Origin of the sequence: Pseudomonas marvdashtae (assembly GCF_014268655.2) — a bacterium.
GTDB lineage: Bacteria > Pseudomonadota > Gammaproteobacteria > Pseudomonadales > Pseudomonadaceae > Aquipseudomonas > Aquipseudomonas marvdashtae.
Genome location: NZ_JABWQX020000002.1, coordinates 650,247 through 671,127 on the forward strand (window position 1 = coordinate 650,247; position 20,881 = coordinate 671,127).

21 protein-coding genes are annotated in these 20,881 nt (G+C 60.2%); 10 read left to right on the plus strand and 11 right to left on the minus strand.

Annotated elements, in window-relative coordinates; all coding sequences use genetic code 11:
• Positions 1-8: 8 nt before the first annotated feature.
• Positions 9-818, minus strand: a complete 810-nt coding sequence (locus HU742_RS22805; RefSeq protein ID WP_225923643.1) for a WaaZ-like lipopolysaccharide core biosynthesis protein — start codon at positions 816-818, stop codon at positions 9-11.
• 63 nt (positions 819-881) lie between these two features.
• Here HU742_RS22805 and HU742_RS22810 point away from each other — a divergent pair, with 63 nt between their 5' ends.
• The 5 genes from HU742_RS22810 to recX all read left to right on the plus strand — a co-directional run bounded on the left by HU742_RS22810 (position 882) and on the right by recX (position 4,123).
• Entirely contained in the window at positions 882-1,427 is a 546-nt protein-coding gene (locus tag HU742_RS22810) for a glycoside hydrolase family 19 protein (RefSeq protein ID WP_186635113.1), read from the plus strand.
• Positions 1,424-1,939: a lysis system spanin subunit gene (locus tag HU742_RS22815; protein ID WP_186644217.1), complete on the plus strand. Its 516-nt coding sequence runs from the start codon at positions 1,424-1,426 to the stop codon at positions 1,937-1,939. The genes HU742_RS22810 and HU742_RS22815 overlap by 4 nt, the downstream gene beginning before the upstream one ends.
• 71 nt (positions 1,940-2,010) lie before the next feature.
• A complete protein-coding gene (locus tag HU742_RS22820) occupies positions 2,011-2,511 on the plus strand; it encodes a CinA family protein (RefSeq protein WP_186635119.1) in 501 nt (166 codons plus the stop codon).
• Positions 2,512-2,594: 83 nt separating this feature from the next.
• Positions 2,595-3,647, plus strand: coding sequence for a recombinase RecA (recA, locus tag HU742_RS22825; protein WP_186635122.1), 1,053 nt, complete (start codon positions 2,595-2,597; stop codon positions 3,645-3,647).
• A gap of 8 nt (positions 3,648-3,655) precedes the next feature.
• Entirely contained in the window at positions 3,656-4,123 is a 468-nt protein-coding gene (gene recX, locus HU742_RS22830; RefSeq protein ID WP_186611241.1) for a recombination regulator RecX, read from the plus strand.
• 45 nt (positions 4,124-4,168) lie between these two features.
• On the opposite strand, the gene HU742_RS22835 is transcribed toward recX, so the two are convergent.
• Positions 4,169-5,287: an LOG family protein gene (locus tag HU742_RS22835; protein ID WP_186644219.1), complete on the minus strand. Its 1,119-nt coding sequence runs from the start codon at positions 5,285-5,287 to the stop codon at positions 4,169-4,171.
• A 462-nt stretch (positions 5,288-5,749) separates the two neighbouring features.
• Positions 5,750-6,172: a quorum-sensing-regulated virulence factor family protein gene (locus HU742_RS22840; protein ID WP_186611243.1), complete on the minus strand. Its 423-nt coding sequence runs from the start codon at positions 6,170-6,172 to the stop codon at positions 5,750-5,752.
• A 183-nt stretch (positions 6,173-6,355) separates the two neighbouring features.
• Between HU742_RS22840 and HU742_RS22845 the strand changes: the two genes are divergently transcribed.
• The 3 genes from HU742_RS22845 to HU742_RS22855 all read left to right on the plus strand — a co-directional run bounded on the left by HU742_RS22845 (position 6,356) and on the right by HU742_RS22855 (position 8,402).
• Positions 6,356-7,099, plus strand: a complete 744-nt coding sequence (locus tag HU742_RS22845) for a tRNA-uridine aminocarboxypropyltransferase (RefSeq protein ID WP_186644221.1) — start codon at positions 6,356-6,358, stop codon at positions 7,097-7,099.
• A 216-nt stretch (positions 7,100-7,315) separates the two neighbouring features.
• Complete coding sequence (gene erdR, locus HU742_RS22850) at positions 7,316-7,969, plus strand: response regulator transcription factor ErdR (protein ID WP_186635131.1); 654 nt, start codon at positions 7,316-7,318, stop codon at positions 7,967-7,969.
• A 70-nt stretch (positions 7,970-8,039) separates the two neighbouring features.
• Positions 8,040-8,402, plus strand: a complete 363-nt coding sequence (locus HU742_RS22855; protein ID WP_186611246.1) for a diacylglycerol kinase — start codon at positions 8,040-8,042, stop codon at positions 8,400-8,402.
• Between the two features lie 3 nt (positions 8,403-8,405).
• On the opposite strand, the gene HU742_RS22860 is transcribed toward HU742_RS22855, so the two are convergent.
• Positions 8,406-9,332, minus strand: coding sequence for a LysR family transcriptional regulator (locus tag HU742_RS22860; RefSeq protein WP_053214485.1), 927 nt, complete (start codon positions 9,330-9,332; stop codon positions 8,406-8,408).
• A 122-nt stretch (positions 9,333-9,454) separates the two neighbouring features.
• On the opposite strand from HU742_RS22860, the gene fpr reads away from it, so the two are divergent.
• Positions 9,455-10,234, plus strand: coding sequence for a ferredoxin-NADP reductase (fpr, locus tag HU742_RS22865; protein ID WP_003184787.1), 780 nt, complete (start codon positions 9,455-9,457; stop codon positions 10,232-10,234).
• 64 nt (positions 10,235-10,298) lie between these two features.
• On the opposite strand, the gene tsaA is transcribed toward fpr, so the two are convergent.
• From tsaA to rimO, 5 genes are all read right to left on the minus strand, one after another.
• Positions 10,299-10,997, minus strand: a complete 699-nt coding sequence (tsaA, locus tag HU742_RS22870) for a tRNA (N6-threonylcarbamoyladenosine(37)-N6)-methyltransferase TrmO (RefSeq protein WP_186644223.1) — start codon at positions 10,995-10,997, stop codon at positions 10,299-10,301.
• A 71-nt stretch (positions 10,998-11,068) separates the two neighbouring features.
• On the minus strand, positions 11,069-11,530 hold the full coding sequence (locus HU742_RS22875; protein WP_186644224.1) for a YehS family protein: 462 nt from the start codon (positions 11,528-11,530) through the stop codon (positions 11,069-11,071).
• A gap of 57 nt (positions 11,531-11,587) precedes the next feature.
• The gene (locus HU742_RS22880) at positions 11,588-12,298 is read right to left on the minus strand and encodes an rRNA pseudouridine synthase (protein WP_186635142.1); all 711 of its coding nucleotides are present in this window, start codon (positions 12,296-12,298) and stop codon (positions 11,588-11,590) included.
• Between the two features lie 83 nt (positions 12,299-12,381).
• Complete coding sequence (locus tag HU742_RS22885; RefSeq protein WP_186644226.1) at positions 12,382-12,855, minus strand: GNAT family N-acetyltransferase; 474 nt, start codon at positions 12,853-12,855, stop codon at positions 12,382-12,384.
• Between the two features lie 163 nt (positions 12,856-13,018).
• On the minus strand, positions 13,019-14,359 hold the full coding sequence (gene rimO / locus HU742_RS22890; protein ID WP_186611251.1) for a 30S ribosomal protein S12 methylthiotransferase RimO: 1,341 nt from the start codon (positions 14,357-14,359) through the stop codon (positions 13,019-13,021).
• A 345-nt stretch (positions 14,360-14,704) separates the two neighbouring features.
• On the opposite strand from rimO, the gene HU742_RS22895 reads away from it, so the two are divergent.
• Positions 14,705-16,546 carry a potassium transporter Kup gene (locus tag HU742_RS22895; protein ID WP_437179908.1) on the plus strand — a complete coding sequence of 614 codons (1,842 nt, stop codon included), beginning with the start codon at positions 14,705-14,707 and terminating at the stop codon, positions 16,544-16,546.
• Positions 16,547-16,736: 190 nt separating this feature from the next.
• Here HU742_RS22895 and HU742_RS22900 read toward each other — a convergent pair whose 3' ends face one another.
• Entirely contained in the window at positions 16,737-18,026 is a 1,290-nt protein-coding gene (locus HU742_RS22900) for a virulence factor family protein (protein WP_186644228.1), read from the minus strand.
• The gene (mprF, locus tag HU742_RS22905; protein ID WP_186644229.1) at positions 18,026-20,668 is read right to left on the minus strand and encodes a bifunctional lysylphosphatidylglycerol flippase/synthetase MprF; all 2,643 of its coding nucleotides are present in this window, start codon (positions 20,666-20,668) and stop codon (positions 18,026-18,028) included. The genes HU742_RS22900 and mprF overlap by 1 nt, the downstream gene beginning before the upstream one ends.
• Between the last annotated feature and the right edge of the window lie 213 nt (positions 20,669-20,881).

A 20,881-nucleotide genomic window follows, 5' to 3' on the forward strand; every position in this document is an offset into this window, starting at 1 on the left:
GGCGGCGTTCACCTATTAAGCATCCGTCGCGCGTCATCAAGGCTGATCTTCTCAATAATATGTCCCGGAACCTTGGAATCCGCGGACAAGTTATAGACCTGAAAGTCGTCGCTGACGATGTGCTCGGACATCAGTTTCAAGGAAGGCAGAATCCGGGTGCCGTAATGCTGGTCCAGTCCGCAAGGCGAGCGTTTGCTTTCCGATGTTTCATAGAATCGGCCAGCCGCCTGATTCAAGTCGAAGCCGACTAGGAAAACCTTGTTGAAACCCAGATGGTAGGCAGTTTGTAGGGCGAGATACATGACCGTTCGAGCATCGAAGCAGCCAAGGGACATGTCTTTGCTGAAGCCAATGTCCTTGCTTCGCTTGCTCAAGAGAAAACTGTCCCTGACAAGCGATTCCTGCGGGTTGAATAACGTTGTAAACATTGAGGCCCTGGGGGCCTTTTTCAAGCCGAAGGCGTTCCCGTTGGGCTTGGTTTGGACGATGTCGAACTGTTCCTCCCACAACGCAACGTTTTCACTGATTTGCATTGCGGTTGCGAAGAGTTCCGGCTGTTGAAGCGGGAAGTTGGTATCCGAGCATATGTAGAAAAAGGGCTTGGTGCCGGCTTGGCTGAACATGGATATAGCGCCGTTCATGGTAATCATCGGCACGGTTGAAAACTCTTCTATCGGGAAGCCTCTCGCCGAGTTGCCTGAGGCGATGATAAAAACCGGGCCACTTTTTATGTTCTTGCATTCACTGAAACTGGTCTGTTTAAAAGATGCAGCTGTTTCTGCGATGAGCGCTTTGCCCAGATTTTTCGCCCTGCTCATGTACGTCCCATTTTGTTATTCAAATGATCGACGATGCCCTTCAACCTCGTTAAGGAAATCGCCATGCCCATCACGCAAGCCCAACTGCTGCGTATTCTTCCAAACGCCGGCGCCAGTGCCGGCGTTTTTGCACCTGTCCTGAACATCGCCATGGGCCGTTACCAGATTATCGGCCTCAAGCGTGTCGCCGCGTTTATCGCCCAGGTCGGCCATGAGTCCGGCCAGCTACGTTATCTACGGGAGCTGGGCAACGATGTTTATTTATCAAAGTATGACACCGGTCGGCTGGCTTCGTGCCTGGGTAATACGCCTGAAGCGGACGGTGACGGTCAAAGGTACCGGGGGCGTGGGCTGATCCAGATTACCGGTCGGGCGAACTACCAGGCTTGCGGTGAGGCGCTGGGCCTTGATCTGGTCGCGGAACCGGCGCTGCTGGAGCAACCCCAGTGGGCCGCGCTTTCGGCTGCGTGGTTCTGGGCCTCACGGGGGCTTAATCCTCTCGCGGACGCCGGCGATTTCGACGCGATCACCCGGCGAATCAACGGCGGCCAGAACGGCGCCGCGGACCGCCAGGTTTTATATGGGCGAGCGCTGCGGGTGCTGGAATGAACCCGGCCCTGCTGAGGTTTCTGCCTCTCACCGCCGTGGTTTTTTTGCTGCTGACGACCAGCGTGGCCTGGAAAATCCAGGACTGGCGTTACGGCAAGACGTTGGCCGAGCTGGCCAATTCCCACGCTGAAACCCTGAGAAAGATGAGCGTTGCAGCGGCCGCTTCGCAGCAAAGAGAAACAGAAAGACGCCTCGCCCTCGAACAGCAACTTTCCGCCAGCGAGCAAATCCACTACCGAGCCTTGAGCGATGCCCAACGTGACCAGGATCGCTTGCGCGATCGCCTTGCTACTGCCGATGTCCGGCTGTCAGTCCTCCTCGACGCCGACGATGTTGCCGCCGGCTGTGCAGTGCCTGCCGCCCCCGGCGCCAGCGGCATGGATCATGGTGCCCCACGCGCCCGACTTGACCCGGCGCATGCTCAACGAATTATCGCCATCACCGACGCGGGTGACCGTGGACTGATTGCGCTGCAGGCTTGCCAGGCTTACGTCAGTGCGCTGGGCCGGTGATCTGCCGAGCCTTGCATGCTTCGGATGGTCGTGTACGGTAGGCCCCAATCGCGTCGAATCAGGAGAGCTTCATGGACGACATTACCGAACTGGCCGCTGAATTGGGCAGGCGCCTGCAGCTGCTCAATGCCCATGTCACCACCGCCGAGTCCTGCACCGGTGGTGGGATTGCCGAGGCGATCACTCGGATCCCGGGGAGTTCGGCCTGGTTCGAGGCAGGGTTTGTCACCTATTCCAATCGTCAGAAAACCCAGCAGTTGGGCGTGCCCGACGGGCTGTTCGAGAAGGTCGGCGCGGTCAGCCGCGAGGTGGTGGAAGCCATGGCGCGGGGTGCCCAGCAGAAAAGCCTGGCGCGTTTTTCCGTGGCGGTCAGCGGCGTGGCCGGGCCAGACGGGGGCTCGCCGAGCAAGCCGGTGGGCACCGTATGGCTCGCCTGGGGCGTTGGCGAGGCGCTGTTCAGCGAGCAGCGATTCTTTCCAGGCAACCGCGACGAGGTCCGCCGACAAACGGTGAAGGCCGCCCTAGACGGGCTGTTACAACATGCCGCCGCAGAAATCTCAAATCAGGGGTAGGCGATCCTCAATCGCTGTGGAATAATACTGGCTACTTATACAGGTGTTGGCCGTCAGGCCTTATTGATTACGTGAGGACTTTAATGGACGACAACAAGAAGAAAGCCTTGGCTGCGGCCTTGGGTCAGATCGAACGTCAATTCGGCAAGGGTGCCGTAATGCGTATGGGCGATCAGGACCGCCAGGCTATTCCTTCCATCTCCACCGGCTCCCTGGGCCTGGACATCGCGCTTGGCATCGGCGGCTTGCCAAAAGGTCGTATCGTTGAAATCTACGGTCCTGAATCCTCCGGTAAAACCACGCTGACCCTGTCCGTGATCGCCCAGGCTCAAAAAGCCGGCGCGACCTGCGCCTTCGTCGACGCCGAACACGCCCTGGACCCGGAATACGCCGGCAAGCTGGGCGTCAACGTCGACGACCTGCTGGTTTCCCAGCCGGACACCGGTGAGCAAGCCCTGGAAATCACCGACATGCTGGTGCGCTCCAACGCAGTTGACGTGATCATCGTCGACTCCGTGGCGGCACTGGTACCGAAAGCTGAAATCGAAGGTGAAATGGGCGACATGCACGTGGGCCTCCAGGCTCGCCTGATGTCCCAGGCCCTGCGCAAGATCACCGGTAACATCAAGAACGCCAACTGCCTGGTGATCTTCATCAACCAGATCCGCATGAAGATCGGCGTGATGTTCGGTAGCCCTGAAACGACCACCGGCGGTAACGCACTGAAGTTCTACGCCTCGGTTCGCCTGGACATCCGCCGTACTGGCGCGGTGAAAGAAGGTGATGAGGTTGTCGGCAGCGAAACCCGCGTCAAAGTGGTGAAGAACAAGGTGGCATCGCCGTTCCGTCAGGCTGAATTCCAGATCCTCTACGGCAAGGGCATCTACCTCAACGGCGAGATGATCGACTTGGGGGTGCTGCATGGCTTCGTCGAGAAATCCGGCGCCTGGTATGCCTACAACGGCACCAAGATCGGCCAGGGCAAGGCCAACTCGGCCAAGTTCCTGGCGGATAATCCGGAAGTTGCCGCTGCCCTTGAGAAGCAGTTGCGTGACAAGCTGTTGAGCCCGGTTGCCGACGTCAAGTCCGTGGCTAATCGGGAAACTGCAGAGAATCTGGCTGACGCTGACATCTGATCGATCCGATGACCGCCGTACTCGATACCCTCGTCGCGGTGCGGCGAACCGCAATGGACCTGCTCGCCAGACGTGAGCACGGTCGAGTTGAGCTGACGCGTAAATTGCGTCAACGCGGCGCCCCCGACGAGTTGATCGACACGGCCCTCGACCGTTTGACGGAAGAGGGTCTGCTGTCGGAATCGCGTTACCTCGAAAGCTTTGTCTCTTACCGCGCCCGGTCCGGTTACGGTCCGATGCGGATTCGCGAGGAACTTGGCCAACGCGGCTTACAACGTCCGGATATCGAACTCGCCTTGCGCGAAAGCGGTATCGACTGGCAAGAACAGCTAACGGACACCTGGCGGCGCAAGTTTTCAGGGCATCTGCCCATCGATGCACGGGAGCGAGCCAAGCAAGGGCGTTTCCTGGCGTATCGAGGATATTCCATGGAAATGATCAATCGCTTGTTCAGCGGTCGCAGCCTGGATGACTAAACAAACGGCCCGCTATTTCGATAGCGGGCCGTTTTTTTATGGGGTTTAGGAAACCTTGATCGGATCCCAGGTAAGGGGGTGGACCTCGGTGGCGGGCTGGGCCCAGTTTTCTGACAGGTTGATATAATCCACCAGCTCTCTTAACCGGCCGTGATCACGGGCGTTGAAGGTAAATGCCAGTCGGGTCAGATGGCTGAACGGGGCTTCCTCCGGCTCCTCGCCGCTGTAGGCGTGTTGGTGGAAACAGTCGTTCAGGCACAGATCGGCAAAATCAGCCTGCATCCGCTGCAACGCTTGTTCGTTGAGCGGGTGGTGCATACGGATCACGAACTGATGCTTGAGCCAACGGCTGGAGTGGAAGTTGCGGTAGAACTGGTTGATTTCCTCCACGGCGTCCTCGGCATTGTGCACCAGGCGCATCAGCTTCATGTCGGTCGGCAGGATGTAGCGGTTTTCCTCGAGCTGTTCGCGGATGAAATCCAAGGCGCCTTGCCAGAACTTTCCCCCGGGAGCGTCCAGCAGCACCACCGGTACCAACGGGCTTTTACCCGTCTGCACCAGCGTCAACACTTCCAGGGCCTCGTCAAGGGTGCCAAACCCGCCTGGGCAGAGCACCAGGGCATCGGCTTCCTTGACGAAAAACAGCTTGCGAGTAAAGAAGAAGTGGAACGGCAGCAGGTTCTGCGTACCCTCCACGGTGGGGTTCGCGTGCTGTTCGAAAGGCAGGGTAATGTTGAATCCCAGGCTGTGTTCACGCCCCGCACCTTCATGGGCCGCAGCCATGATGCCGCCGCCCGCGCCGGTGATGACCATCATGTCTGACCGAGCGAGCGCCGCGCCCAGCTCCCGTGCCAAGCCATACAGCGGATGTTCGATGGGAGTCCGGGCCGAGCCGAAGACCGTGACTTTGCGCCGACCCTTGAATTGTTCGAGCGTGCGAAACGCATGTTCCAACTCGCGCAACGCCTGGAGCGTGATCTTGGCGTTCCAGCGATTGTGATCTTCCTGGGCCATGCGCAGCACGGTCAGGATCATGTCTCGATAAATGGGCAGGTTAGGGCTGTTGGGTGATATCAGGTTGAGTTGCTCTTCGACCTTGCGGGTGAGGTCGTGGCCATGGTTTTCAAAATGACGACTGAGCAGGTCATTCGGTTTGTACGGCATTCAGTGTCTCCTTCTGAACAGAACCCCCGGCCCGAACGAGAGATTCGCCAGGGCCACGACACGTCCTGTGTCGTTGTCAGTCCGGGCCTGTGCCCGGGCATCAAACTGGCTAGGCGCGATGTGCAGCAAGGCGAGCAAGCCATCCAGCAGATTCTGTTTTCTTCCCTTGGATGAAAAAAAAACACACGTCGGCATCGGTGAGGGCAGCCTCGTTCTGCCCGTCATAAGGCGATACTTTGAATCTAGTCCCTTGTGTCGATCTTCGCTTTCTCGATCATGACGTTCGAAAGTAAAGGTTTGCAACTGACGAATGCTCAACCGCTGGTCAGGTCACCGACCGGATGAGTCTTGAAGAGGAGTATTGCTACCGATTGGAGGGCAAGGAATGGCGCTCGCGCTTTGCAGGCGCTGGTGGCGGAGTTGCGCGCCGACGATGAACAACGGCGCGCTCGCTCGGGTTGATTATTTCTTGGTCTTGGCCGGTTTCGGGCAGTCCGATTCCTGGAAGCGTTCGGTTGCGACCGGGCGGTTGGTTTTCACCTCGGTGAACTCGTAGCGCATGGTTGCGCCCTTGGCCATCAGCTTGCGGAAACCTGGATTGGTACACACGGTGGAGCCCAGCTGGAAATACACGGCCTTGGGGTCTGCGCGCATTTTCTGGGCATGGCTGCTTTGCACGCTGAGGTGATTGACCAACTCGGTGCCTTCGACGGTATACCCTTGGTCGAGAATGTCTTCGTTGATGGCTCGCGGCGTGCCGACGCTGCTTTGCGTGGCTACGTTTTGCAGCATCTTGTTCAGTTCGAGTTCTTTCAGCGACGCGGCCTGAGCGCTGATGGACGTCGCCAGCAAAACGGCAACGGTAGGGACGATAAGGCGCAGCATGAAACTCTCCTGGTTCAGTAACTGGTGGTTCGACCGGTCACGTGACTGTGCGTTCAGTGGCGGCGATTATAGGGGAGCCTGGGTAGACGGTACAGGTTTGCGCGCTCTGGTAGACTGCCGGTCTTCATTGCCCTGCCGAGTGTTGTTCGTGTCGAGTTTTCCTGTCTGTGGGCGTTGCCCGCGATGAACCATGCCCCTAACGCCGTAGCCCGCTTGCGCGACCAGCGCATCGATGAAGGCATCAAGCCGATTCAGGCCCGGGGCTGGCGCGCGCCTCGTTGCAGCGCATGCCGAGTGATCGTAAGCCATTGCTTGTGCGCCTGGCGCCCGAGCGTCGAGACCCGCTCCGGGGTCTGCCTGATCATGACCAACAAGGAAGTCTTCAAACCGAGCAACACCGGTTGGCTGATTGCCGATGTGGTGCATGACAATCATGCGTTCATCTGGTCGCGCACCGACGTCGATGAGCAACTGTTGGCGCTGCTGGGCGATCCGCAATGGCAACCGTACCTGGTGTTTCCTGGCGAATACGTCGAACCGTCGCGAGTCACCCATACGGTTGATCTCGATCACTCCAAGCGTCCTCTTTTCATTCTTCTGGACGCCACCTGGACGGAAGCGCGGAAGATGTTCCGCAAGAGTCCTTATTTTGACCGTTTGCCTATCTTGAGCCTGTTGCCCAACAAGCTGTCGCGCTATCGCTTGCGGCGCTCCTCCCGTAGCGAGCACCTGTGCACTGCCGAAGTTGCTGCGCTGTGCCTGGAGTTGGCGGGAGACAGTGACGCGGCGTCGGCCCTGGACGCCTATTTCGATGTGTTCAGCCAGCATTACCTCGGTGCCAAGTGCCAGCAAGAGGTGAACGTATCGACCCCGGCCCATGCCGAGTTGCAGCCCTTTGTCCGTGCGGCTCACGAGGTGTTGGCCTAATAGTGGCCCATACTCGATACAGCAGTGGCCGTGCTGCTTGACCACCCCGGCTTCGCTGGGCATGCTTGGCGCCGACCAGGGTGCGGCCAAAAGTTTGAAACGCTGTGATTGGCGTTGAACGTGCCCCTGTGGATACCGCTGCGTGGTGGTGTCTTGAGTTGTTTGGCGAGGCACGAATGCATCGGGCCTGCCACTAAAAACAGGATCATTTGAAAAATGGCCACATACGAAATCCTGATTGCCGATGATCACCCGCTTTTTCGCAGCGCGTTGCATCAGGCAGTGACCCTGGGCCTTGGCTCGGATGTCCGGTTGACGGAGGTGGCCAGCATCGCGGAACTGGAAACTCGATTGGCTGAGAAGGCCGACTGGGACCTGGTGCTGCTGGATCTGAACATGCCCGGCGCGTATGGCTTCTCTGGCCTGGTGTTATTGCGCGGACAGTATCCGCAGATCCCCGTGGTAATGGTGTCGGCTCAGGAAGAGGCTTCGGTGATGGTCAAGGCCCGCGAGTTCGGTGCCAGCGGGTTCATTCCCAAATCCAGTTCGCTGGAAATGATTCAGGCGGCCGTAAAGGCCGTCCTCGATGGCGATGTGTCCTGGCCGCCGCAGGCGTTCGAAGCGGTGAGCGTGTCGGCGGAAGCCAAGGCTGCCAGCGAAGGGTTGGCCAGTCTGACGCCGCAGCAGTTCCGAGTGCTGACCATGGTCTGCGAAGGCCTGTTGAACAAGCAGATTGCTTATGAATTGAACGTGTCGGAGGCGACCATCAAGGCTCATGTCACCGCCATCTTCCGCAAACTCAACGTGCGTACCCGAACCCAGGCGGCGTTGTTGTTGCAACAACTTGAGTCAATTTCGCCGCAGTCGTAGCGTGGAATTCACGCTTTTTTGACTGGGTTTACACTAGCTTCTCCACTCCTTTCGATCAGTTGCCTACTCTATGTCACCTTTTAAAGGCCAAACCGGCCTGAAACGCATCCTCAATGCCTCCGGCTATTCCCTGGACGGGCTGCGTGCCGCTTTCGTCGGCGAAGCCGCATTCCGCCAACTGGTCCTGCTCAACGTCATCCTGATTCCGCTGTCGTTCTTCCTGAATGTCAGCCGTGTCGAACAAGCGTTGTTGATCGCGGTCTGCCTGCTGGCCCTGATCGTCGAGCTACTCAATTCAGCAGTGGAGGCGGCGATCGACCGTATTTCCCTCGAGCTGCACCCGCTGTCGAAGAACGCCAAGGACATGGGCAGTGCCGCCCAGTTTGTCGCCCTGACGATGATTGCGTTGGTGTGGGGCCTGGTACTGCTTTGAGTCTCAGGCGATGGCCGGCAGGACGATTTCGTCGCTGCGCTGGACCCCTGCGGTAAATGCCCGGCACAACTCGAGAAATTCACGCATGGCCGAGGTCTGGTATTTTTGCTTGTGCCAGATGAAGTAGAACTGCCGCGCCAAATCCATGTCCGGCGTTTCCACGGCCACCAGGCTGCCGCGGCGAAAGGCATCACGCAAAGCCAAGCGAGAGATACAGCCGATCCCCAGGCCGGATTCCACGGCGCGTTTTATCGCTTCGGTGTGCTCCAGCTCCAGTCGAATGTTCAACGCGCTGCGGTGGTGGCGCATGGCCTGATCGAAAGTCAGCCGGGTGCCGGAACCCTGTTCACGCAGGATCCAGGCCTCATGGGTCAATTCCTCCATGGTCGCCTGCCCGCGCTTGGCCAGTGGATGCTGGGGCGCGCAGAACACCACCAACTCATCCTCGACCCAGCTCTGCACCTCGATGTCCGGGTGGCTGCAGTCGCCTTCGATTAGACCCAGATCAATTTCGTAGTGGGCAACCTGGTGCACGATGTTGGCAGTGTTTTGTACGTGCAGCTTCACCTGGCTTTCCGGATGGCGCTGCATGAAACCGCCGATCAGCAGGGTCGCCAGGTAATTGCCAATCGTCAGCGTGGCGCCGACCGCCAGTGAGCCGAAGCCGGACTTGCCGTTGAGCAGGTCTTCGATTTCCTTGGCCTGGTCCAGCAACGCCACGGCCTGTGGCAACAACTGTTTACCCAAGGCGTTGAGGCTCAGGCGCTTGCCGGCGCGGTCGAAGAGTTGGCAGCTGGATTGGCGCTCCAATTCAGTGATGGAGGTGCTGGCAGCCGACTGCGAAAGATTGAGCAGACCCGCGGCACGGGACACGCTCTCTTGCTGGGCGACGGCGACGAAGACTTGAAGTTGACGTAGAGTAAATCGCATATCTATATAACCGATAACCCTTATCTTAATAATCCATTTAACAGATATTGTCGCCGCCATTAGAATGCGATGCAATTGCGCAGATTATCGGCGCAGGCATCATTTCCAGGAGTCCCCCGTACATGAGCAACATGAACCACGAGCGTGTCCTCAGTGTTCATCACTGGAACGACACTCTGTTCAGCTTCAAGTGCACCCGCGATCCGGGCCTGCGCTTCGAGAACGGTCAGTTCGTGATGATCGGCCTGCAGCAGCCCAACGGCCGCCCGCTTATGCGCGCTTATTCGATTGCCAGCCCGAACTGGGAAGAGCATCTCGAATTCTTCAGCATCAAGGTCCCCGACGGCCCGCTGACTTCTCAGTTGCAGCACCTGAAGGAAGGCGACGAGATCATCATCAGCAAGAAGCCTACCGGCACGCTGGTGCTGGACGACCTCAAGCCAGGCAAGCATTTGTATCTGCTCAGCACCGGTACCGGCCTGGCGCCCTTCATGAGCGTCATCCAGGATCCGGAAACCTACGAGCGTTTCGAAAAAGTGATCCTGTGCCACGGCGTGCGTTACGTCAATGAAGTCGCCTACCGTGAGTTCATCACCGAGCACCTGCCGCAGAACGAATTCTTCGGCGAAGCGCTGCGTGACAAGCTGATCTACTACCCAACCGTGACGCGCGAGCCCTTCGAGAATGAAGGCCGCCTGACCGACCTGATGCGCAGCGGCAAGCTGTTCCGCGACATCGGCCTGCCACCGATCAACCCCCAAGACGACCGTGCGATGCTGTGCGGCAGCCCGAGCATGCTCGACGAGACCAGCGAAGTGCTCAACAGCTTCGGCCTGACCGTTTCGCCGCGTATGCGTGAGCCGGGGGATTACTTGATCGAACGAGCGTTTGTGGAAAAGTAAGTCGCAGTCCATAAAAAGCCCGCGCCGCCTGAATAAGGTCGCGCGGGCTTTTTCGTTTCCAGGCTTATTTGCCCGCCGGAACCACTTCCAGCACGCGAATCACGCCGGGCTCCGGGTAATGCCAGCGTACGTCCAGGTCCCAGAACTGCGCGCCATATTCCCGTTCGGCTGTAGGAATCTGGTACGCCGGGCGGGGGTCCTGCGCCAGGCATTGCTCAACCAACTCCACCAACGGCTCGTCGAGGCGCAAGGCGTGATCGCGGGCTTGAAGCAAGGCTGAGTCCGCCCATTGCACTGGGATCAGGCCAGGCGCTGCGCTGGCGATGTCGTTGGAGGCTGAGCCGACGATGTCGGCATAGGGCACGTAGGGCTTGATGTCCAGCACGGGCGTACCGTCCAGCAAGTCAATGCCCGAGATCCACAGCCGGTCGGCTTCTATCCGATCCAACTTCACCACCGACTGGCCGATTCCATTGGGACGATGGGTGGCGCGGGTGGCGAACACGCCCATGGATTTGTTGCCGCCCAGGCGCGGCGGCCGCACTTTCAAGCGTGGCTTGTCCTCCAGGGCCTGGTGGAACAGAAACAGCAGCCAGACATGACTGACCTGCTCCAGGCCCTGCACCGCGTCGCCCTGATCGAACGGCGCCACCAGCTCCAGCACGCCGCGCGCGGCAGGGGCCAGTTGTGGTTGGCGCGGGATGGCGAACTTCTCCTTGAAACAGGAGCGGACGAAGCCGATGGGGGAGACGTTGTAGGTCATTTCAAGCGCTTCAAGTTGCAAGCTACAAGCCGCAAGCTTTGAACTTGTCGCTTGAAGCTTGTCGCTGCTGTTTAAGCTCTGACGCGTAGCGTCAGGCCCTTGAGGAAGTTGCGCAGCAACTGGTCGCCACACGGGCGGTAATTGGTGTGGCCGAACTTGCGAAACAGCGCGCTCAGTTCCGGCTTGGACACTGGGAATTCGGCAGCCTTGAGGATGGCGTGCATGTCGTCTTCCTTCAGCTCGAAGGCGACGCGCAGTTTCTTCAGGATGATGTTGTTGGTCACCGGCACTTCGATTGGCTGCGGCGGACGGCTTTCGTCCTTGCCGCGCTTGAAGATCACCAGGCCATCGAGAAAATGCGCCATGACCTCGTCAGGGCAGAACACGAAGCCTTCTTCCTCGTCTTTCTTGAGGTAGCCGGCGAGGTCTTCCAAGGAAACCTCCAGGCCGCCCAGCTTGATGATCTCGATGACTTTCTTGTCGCTGGTGTCGAGCATGTAGCGCACGCTGCGCAGTACGTCGTTGTGAATCATGTGTGCAGTCCTGATCAATCGACAGTGGGCGCCGCGCTTCGCTGCGGCGCCGGAAAATTAGAATTTCTCTTTGGCAGACAGGTAGCGCCACTGGCCCAGCGGCACCTTGCCGATGGAGACGCCGCCGATGCGGATCCGGCGGATGGCGACGACCTTGAGGCCGACCGCCTGGCAAAACAGCGCGATCACGCCCGGTTGCGGGTTCTTCATGGCGAAGCGCAGGCGGTTCTCGTTCTGCCAGCTGGCCTTGACGGCCGGCAGCTCCTTGCCCTTGTAGGTCAGGCCATGGTTCAAGCGATTGAGACCATGGGCGACCATTTCGCCTTCCACTTCGACCACGTATTCCTGCTCGATCTTGGCCGCGTCGGCGGTGAGCTTGCGCAGGATCTTCCAGTCCTGGGTGAACACCAGCAGGCCGCTGGCCCCAGCCTGCAAGTCGGCGCTGGCGGTCAGGCGCAGGAAATGCCCCTTGAGCGGGCGCTTGCCGAAGCGATGTTCATCGCTCAGGCTCTGCGGTCCAAGGGAGGCCATCGCGGTGTCTACATCCATGCCCACCGGGGCGTTCAGCAGGAGTGTCACTGGCTCCGGCGCGGTAGCCTTGGCCTCGGGGTCGAGTTCGACCTTCTGGGTCGTCACCTTGAACTGCGGCTCATCGATCACTTCGCCATCCACGGTGACCCAGCCGCCCTCAATGAACAGCTCAGCCTCCCGACGGGAACAGCCGACGAGTTCGATGAGGCGTTTGGAGAGACGAATCGGGTCAGTCATGACGGGGGCCGTAACAAAAAGAGGGTGGGCATTGTACCTGCCTGGCGCCGGTTAATCGCGGGTCCATTTGCCTCATGCAACTATTAGCCGCGTCCAGCCCTCAGGCCAGGCTGTTTGTAACGCATGTGCAGCAGTGGGTAGGGCTGGTTCATGCCATCTCTTGGCGAGCGCCCGACCACTTCGAAGCCTTGCTTGAGATAAAAGCCCAGCGCCTGCGGATTCTGTTCGTTGACGTCCAGTTGATTGGCGTTCAGATGCTCCATGGCGTAGCGCAGCAACTGTTTGCCCAAGCCCTGGCCGCGGTGTTCAGGACCGATGAAAAGCATCTCGACCTTGCCGGCCGCCACCCCGGCGAAACCGGTGATGCGCTGGCGTTTGTCTCGCGTGCAGATGAGCATTACCGCATCCAGGTAGCGGGTGAGCACCAGGTTCTTCAACAGCTCGATGTAACTGTCCGGCAGGAAGTCATGGGTGGCGCGTACCGACGCTTCCCAGACACGGGTCAATTCCTGATAGTCGCTCGGTTTCGGTGTGTGGATGACCGAATGCTGACGCATGTCCGCCTGTTCCTTGTGGTGGATGTCTCCATACGATAGCCGTAAAAAAGCCCCGCATCTTGTTGCAAGAGCGGGGCTTCAGGATTTTTTTGGGGCTGGCAGGCGGGTGGCTGAAAACAGCCTGTGGCTCCCTCGCCACAACAGCAGCCCCGCCTTGTCTGGATCAACCGATCTGTTCAGCCCACAAATCGTACTCGTCGGCGTCGGTCACCTTGCACCAGACCTTGTCGCCTGGCTTGAGGTTGCTGCCGTTGTCGATGAACACGTTGCCGTCGATTTCCGGGGCGTCGAAGAAGCAGCGGCCCACGGCGCCTTGTTCGTCGACCTCGTCCACCAGCACTTCGATTTCGCGGCCGATGCGCATTTGCAGGCGTGCCGAGCTGATGGCCTGTTGATGCGCCATGAAACGATCCCAGCGGTCCTGCTTGACGTCGTCCGGCACCACGTCCAGGTCCAGGTCGTTGGCCGGCGCGCCGTCAACCGGCGAATACTGGAAGCAGCCGACGCGGTCGAGTTGGGCTTCGGTCAGCCAATCCAGCAGGTACTGGAAGTCTTCTTCGGTTTCGCCAGGGAAGCCGACAATGAAGGTCGAACGGATGATCAGGTCCGGGCAGATTTCCCGCCAGTTCTTGATGCGCGCCAGGGTCTTGTCTTCGAAGGCCGGGCGCTTCATGGCCTTGAGGACTTTCGGGCTGGCGTGCTGGAACGGGATGTCCAGGTACGGCAGGATCTTGCCGGCGGCCATCAGCGGGATCAGCTCGTCGACATGCGGGTACGGATAGACGTAATGCAGGCGGACCCAGACGCCGAGCGTGCTGAGGGCTTCGCACAGTTCGGTCATGCGGGTTTTCACCGGCGCGCCGTTCCAGAAACCGGTGCGGTACTTGATGTCGACGCCATAGGCGCTGGTGTCCTGGGAAATCACCAGCAGTTCCTTGACGCCGGACTTGACCAGGCGCTGGGCCTCGTCGAGCACATCGCCCACCGGGCGGCTCACCAGTTTGCCGCGCATCGACGGGATGATGCAGAAGCTGCAGCTGTGGTTGCAGCCTTCGGAGATCTTCAGATAGGCGTAGTGACGCGGGGTCAGCTTGATGCCTTGCGGCGGCACCAGGTCGATCAGCGGGTTGTGGTCCTGGCGCGGCGGTACCACGTCGTGCACCGCATTGACCACTTGCTCGTACTGCTGCGGACCGCTCACCGACAACACGCTTGGGTGCACGTTACGGATGTTGCCTTCTTCCACGCCCATGCAGCCGGTGACGATGACCTTGCCGTTTTCCTTGATGGCTTCGCCGATCACTTCCAGGGACTCGGCCTTGGCCGAGTCGATGAAGCCGCACGTGTTGACCACAACCACGTCGGCGTCCTGATAGGTGGACACAACGTCATAGCCTTCCATGCGCAGCTGGGTGAGGATGCGCTCGGAGTCGACCAAAGCCTTCGGGCAACCCAGGGATACGAAGCCAACCTTTGGATTGGCTGACGCGGGAGTGGTGGACATGTCTAACCTCGGTGTAGGGGAGATCGTCTCTTGCCGAGACAGGGCGCCTGACGCGCCTCTGATCAAAAAGTGCGCAATTCTATCCATGGCCGACGCACTTGACCAGCTTTATGCGGGTTTATGCAGGGAAATGCGACGAGTGCTGCGCTATGCTTCGCGCCTTTACTTCTTGAAGAATTCCTACAGTCAATAAAACGTCTGTAACAATGCGTAAAAAAGCCCATGCTGGCTCACACGGCATGGTGCTTCGTTCAAGAAGACGCGTCAGCAAACCAGGAGTATTGGATGGGTCACGCAAGTAGTCAGGCGGCGGACGCCGGGCATTCGGCAGCGAAACCGCTGAGCATGCTGGTCGCGGCGGTTGGAGTGGTTTATGGCGACATCGGCACCAGCCCGTTGTACACCCTCAAGGAAGTGTTTTCCGGTGCCTATGGCGTGCCCGTCAATCACGATGGGGTGCTGGGGATCCTGTCGCTGATCTTCTGGTCGTTGATCTGGGTCGTGTCGATCAAGTACATGATGTTCGTCCTGCGGGCCGACAACCAGGGCGAGGGCGGGATCATGGCACTCACCGCCCTGGCGCGGCGGGCTGCGGCGGGAAGGGCGCGGCTGCGCACGTTGCTGGTGATCTGCGGCTTGATCGGCGCAGCGCTGTTTTACGGCGACAGCATGATCACGCCAGCGATCTCGGTGCTTTCGGCGGTCGAAGGCCTCGGCCTCGCATTCGAAGGCATCGATCATTGGGTGGTGCCGCTGTCGGTGGTGGTGCTCGTCGCACTGTTCCTGATCCAGCGCCACGGCACCGCGCGGATCGGCATTCTGTTCGGCCCGATCATGGTGACCTGGTTCCTGGTGCTCGGCGCCCTCGGCGTCTATGGCATCAGCCAGCATCCGGAAGTGTTGCAGGCTGTGAGCCCGGCCTGGGCCGTGCGGTTCTTTGTTGTCCATCCGGGCATGGGCGTGGCGATTCTCGGCGCCGTGGTGCTGGCGCTGACCGGCGCCGAAGCGCTGTACGCCGATATGGGCCACTTCGGTCGCAAACCGATTGCTCGTGCCTGGTTCATCCTGGTTCTGCCCGGCCTGATGCTTAATTATTTCGGCCAGGGCGCCTTGCTGCTCGGTGATCCGGAAGCGGCGCGCAACCCGTTCTATCTGCTGGCGCCGAGCTGGGCGTTGCTGCCGCTGGTGGGGCTGTCGACGCTGGCTACGGTGATTGCTTCGCAAGCGGTGATTTCCGGTGCGTTTTCCCTGACTCGCCAGGCGATCCAGCTCGGTTACATCCCGCGCATGTACATCCAGCACACTTCCAGCGCCGAGCAGGGCCAGATCTACATCGGTGCGGTGAACTGGTCGCTGATGGTCGGCGTGGTGCTGCTGGTGCTCGGTTTCGAGTCCTCTGGTGCGTTGGCGTCGGCCTACGGCGTGGCGGTGACCGGGACGATGCTGATGACGACGATCTTGGTGTCCGCCGTGATCCTGCTGCTGTGGAAATGGCCGCCGTTGCTGGCGGTCCCGGTGCTGTTCGGTTTCCTGCTGGTGGACGGGCTGTATTTCGCCGCCAACGTGCCGAAGATCATCCAGGGCGGTGCGTTCCCGGTCATCGCCGGCATTGCCTTGTTCGTGTTGATGACAACGTGGAAGCGCGGCAAGCAATTGCTGGTCGATCGCCTCGACGAAGGGGCGTTGCCGCTGCCGGTCTTCATCAGCAGCATCCGCGTACAACCCCCTCACCGGGTACAGGGCACGGCGGTGTTCCTGACCGCGCGTTCGGATGCCGTGCCTCACGCGTTGTTGCACAATTTGCTGCACAACCAAGTGCTGCATGAGCAAGTGGTCTTGCTGACAGTGGTGTACGAAGACATTCCCCGCGTACCGCCGCAACGGCGCTTCGAAGTCGATGCCTACGGCGAGGGATTCTTCCGGGTCATCTTGCATTTCGGCTTTACCGACGAGCCGGACGTGCCCGAGGCCCTGAAGTTGTGCCATCTGGACGAGCTGGATTTCAGTCCGATGCGCACCACTTACTTCCTCAGCCGCGAGACGGTCATCGCCTCCAAGCTCGAAGGCATGGCCCGCTGGCGCGAATCGCTGTTCGCTTTCATGCTGAAGAACGCCAACGGTAACCTGCGCTTCTTCAACCTGCCATTGAACCGGGTGATCGAGCTGGGGACGCAGGTCGAGATGTAGACCGGGAACAACAAGCCCTCGTTGCCTTGCGGCGGCGGGGGCTTTTTTGTGGGCGATGCATATGTTGATGCCAAACCAAAAAACTTGTGGGAGCGGGCTTGCTCGCACAGAGGGTTGTGTATAAGCGGCGATCACAAATAAGCCCCGGCAACTCGAAGGCTGCTGGGGCTTTTGTCAGGCGGGTAGCCGCTTATTGTTCGGCTGTCTTGTTCTGCCGCTTGTTGATTTCATCGATCAACCGCTTGGCCAGGGCCGGGTAGTTTTCGTCGAAGTGGTGTCCGCCAGGTAGCTTGATGGCCTCGCCGACGGCTGTCTTGTCGGTGCAACCGCTTTCGTCGGCTTCTTCAGCACCATAGATGCAGACCACTTTTTCGGCGGGCAGCTTGGCCATTTCCGGGCCGGTGGCGGCTTCGGTGCCAGCGTTGCCGAGCCAGCCTTCCACTTCGATCTCGAAACTGCCAGTGCGGGCGAAGGCGAGCAGGATGATTGCATCGACCCGCTGCTGCTCCGTCGCAGGCAAGCGGTTGTAGATCGCTGGCAGCACATCGGCGCCGAAGGAGTAACCGGTCAGGATGAAGCGCTTGGTGCCCCAGATCTGGCGGTAGTGCTGCATCAACTCGGTCAGGTCGGCCGCGCTTTGCTCCGGGCTCTTGTGCTGCCAGTAATAGCGCAGGGTGTCGATGCCCACCACCGGGTAGCCGATCTTGGCCATTTCATCGGCCACGTCGCGGTCGAGGTCACGCCAGCCGCCGTCTCCGGAAAGGAACAACGTCACGGTATCGCGGGCCTGGCTGGCAGGGATTTCCACGACTGGAATGCTCAGGCCACCCTTGCCCTTCTCGGCGCCCACCAGGATCTTGCGCAGCTCGTTGTTCAGCACCTGCGGCAGATTGATGTCGTAGTCGCTGATGCTGGTTTCGGCGTTGCGTTGATCGCGTACGAAGCCGGCACTGGTGTCGTCGGGGTTATCGTTCCAGGCCACCAGCCAGCGACCGTGTGCCGCGCTTTTCGGCAACAGGTGCGTGCAGCCAGGTTTTTCCAGGGCCAGGTCCACCGAGATGGCCTGGGCCTTGTCGTCTTTCTGTTCGGCCAGCCAGCGCCAGGCCAGCACCGCGCCAGGGCCGATGCCGCTGACCAGCGTGGCCGGGCCTTGGAGCTGTCTCAGGCCAGCCTGCAGGGCGCGGCCTTGGAGCATGCAGTCCTTGGGCAGGATCACTTGGACAATCTCGGCCGAGCCGCTGCGGCTGAGGGTGGTCAACTGCGTGTCGCTGAGCTTCTGGTCCTCATTGACCGCCACCAGCGCGTGGGCGCGGGACTTGGTGCCGGGCGTGATCCGCGTCATCGACACGCCGTCGGCGGGTTCCAGTTGTTCCAGGGTTGGTTGCGGGGCCGGACGGTTCCAGTACCAGTAGCCGCTACCGAGAATCACCGCCAGCACCAGCAGGGCGGCCACTACGTATCGCCAGGAGCGTTGCATCATCAGCGTTTCACCAATCCAGTCAGGCCGCCCGCAATCAGGGCGGCGGTATCGGCCAGTGCCACCAGCGGATCGAGTCCGGCGGGCACGGCCATGTAACGAGGTTCCCAGTCAGGCTGGAATTTGTCTTTGAAGCGGCGCAGCCCTTGGAAATTGTAGAGCTGCTCGCCACGGCGAAACACCATCGAACCCAGGCGCTGGGCCAGTGGTGCGCCGCGACGTGGTTGCAGGCCCGAGAGTGGGACCATGCCGAGGCTGAAGCGGGCGTAATCGTGGTTTTTATAATGCTGGATCAAGCCGACCATCATGAATTCCATGGTCAGTTTCGGAGCGTCGGGGTGCGCGCGCATCAGGTCAAGGCTGGCCAGCTCGTGGTTGTGGGTTTCCAACAGATTGGCGAACGCCACCGGGCGACCTTCGAAACGAATCACGGCGATGCGGAAATGCTTGAGGTAGTCGTTGCTGAAACGGCCCAGGGAAAAGCCTTTCTCGCGCACATTCTTGCCGGTCAGCCAGGCATCGGAAATGACCTTGAGTTCATCCATCGGCGCCTGGCCTGGCTCATGGATCTCCAGCGACAAGCCATCACGGGTGCCACGGTTCCAGGTGTAGCGCAGGTCCTTCATCTCCTTGCCCTTGGCTTCGAGATCGAAACGCTTGAGATCCACGCGCGCTTCTTCGCCAAGCTTGATCGCGGTCAGGCCGATGTCCATGTAGTACGGCAGGTTCTCGGCGCGCACTTGATAAAACACCGGCCTGGCGTGGTAGATGTCGCACAGGTCACGGAACTGCCAGATCATTTCCGCGCGCTGCAGGCTTGGCCCGATCGGGTCGTACAACGCCACCAGGCTACGGCCACGGCGGGCATACATCAGGAAGGCTTCATCGTTGGGATGAAACAGCAACGCCTTGTCGCCGGTCAGCGCGAGGCCACCGTCGGGCTGCGAAGACGCCATGAGAATCGTCTTGGCCCGCTCCAACTCTTCTGCCGTGGGCAGGTGGATCACCGGTCGCGCGGTACGCAGCAGCCAGGTCAGCGACACCACCACCAGCAGCACCGCGGCGCCCAGCAATGAGCGCAGGCCGCGAGGGGCATCGGCGTCCAAGGTGAACTGCCACCACAGTTGATGGCTGTAGGGCACGTCCTGATAGGCAAACAACAGCAACCAGATCGACGCGCCCAGCACGCATAGGCTGGCGATCAGGAACAGTGGCGAAAACGGCAGCTCGGTCAGGCGACTCGGCCGATAGAAGGACCGCCGGAACACCGCCAGCAGGGCAGCCGTCAGGGTCAGCAGCGTGGCTTCTTCCCAGTCGAAACCCTTGAGCAGCGAGAGCAGGGCACCAACCAGCAGCAGGACGGTGGTCAGCATCCAGGCGGCGGACAGGCGACGGCGCAAGCCTTGGGCCAGCAACAGGCACAGCACGCCCACCAGGCTGGCGCCAAAGTGCGAAGCGTCTACCAGTCGATGGGGGATCAGGAAGCCGATGTGCTCCAAGCGGGTGTCGATCTCGGGCGTCACGCCGGAAAACAGCAGCACCACGCCGGACAGAAACACCAGCACCGCCAGGATCGGCGCGGCGAAACCCGACGCCGCCCGCAGCGTCTGGCGGGTCTGGAACAATCGTTGCGCCTCATTGATCAGCAGCAACACGCACGCCACCAGCATCGGCAGCAGCACATAGATCAAGCGATACAGCAACAACGCGGCGGCAAGTGGCGCGGCCCCCAGTTTGTCGGCAAACGCGGCCAGCAGGATCGCCTCGAACACCCCGACGCCGCCCGGGACATGACTGAGTACGCCGGCCGCCAACGCCAACAAGTACACCAGCAAGAAGGGACCGAACGGTGGCGCCTCAGGCAGCAACAGGTATAGGACCGTGGCGGCGGCCGCGACATCCAGAGCGGTGATGACCAATTGCAGGAACGTCAGGCGTCGGCCTGGCAGGCGCAAGGTCCGGCGACCGGCCTTGACCAGGAGGCTGTCCCGCAAAGGTTGCTCCGGCAGGCGACGGCGGTAGATACCAATGGCCAACATGGCGGTCAGCAGCAATACGGCGACAGCGATCGAGCCCAGCAAAGCGGCTGGAAGGTGCAAGGCCGCAGATGCGGCGGGCAGGTTGCTCAAGGTTGCCAGCGCCGCCAACGGCGGCAGCGCGCAGCCCAGGGACAGGCTGGCGAACAAGGTCATGTGGGCAACGTCCGCCGCCCCCAGGCCATGTCGGGCATACAACCGGTAGCGAACCGAACCGCCCGAGAGCAGCGAAAGGCCAATGGCATTGCCGATGGCGAACGCACTGAAACCACCCAGGACCAGGGTCTGTGGCGGCAGCTTCACGCCGGCGTAGCGAGTGGCGGACCACTCATAGCCCAGCAGAATGATGAAACCGGCCACGGTGGCGGCGATCGCACCGAGCAGGGCCGGCCTCGGCACCTCCAGGATAGCGTCGTGAAGGGCGTAGAGGTCGAGTTCGCTGAGGAGATGCCGGCAAGCAATCAAGGCAATCGCGAACAGCAGTAACGTGACAGCGAGGCCGATCGGTTGGCGGTACTGGCTGATCCGATCCAGCCAGCGCAATCGCTCGGCCTTGATCGGTTGTGTCGCAGTAACAGTGTCTTGTGAGTCAGACGAGTGGGCGCGCATCAATCACCTCTTGAGCTATGCGCGACAGGATGGGGGTATCCAGCCAAGTTACCAATCCCTGCGGCGGAAAATAATTACAAAATATTTGTAATGGAGTCTTTTTCGACACACACAAAAAAGGCCACTCTTTCGAGCAGCCTTTCTTGATATTTGGTTGCGGGAGCCGGATTTGAACCGACGACCTTCGGGTTATGAGCCCGACGAGCTACCAGA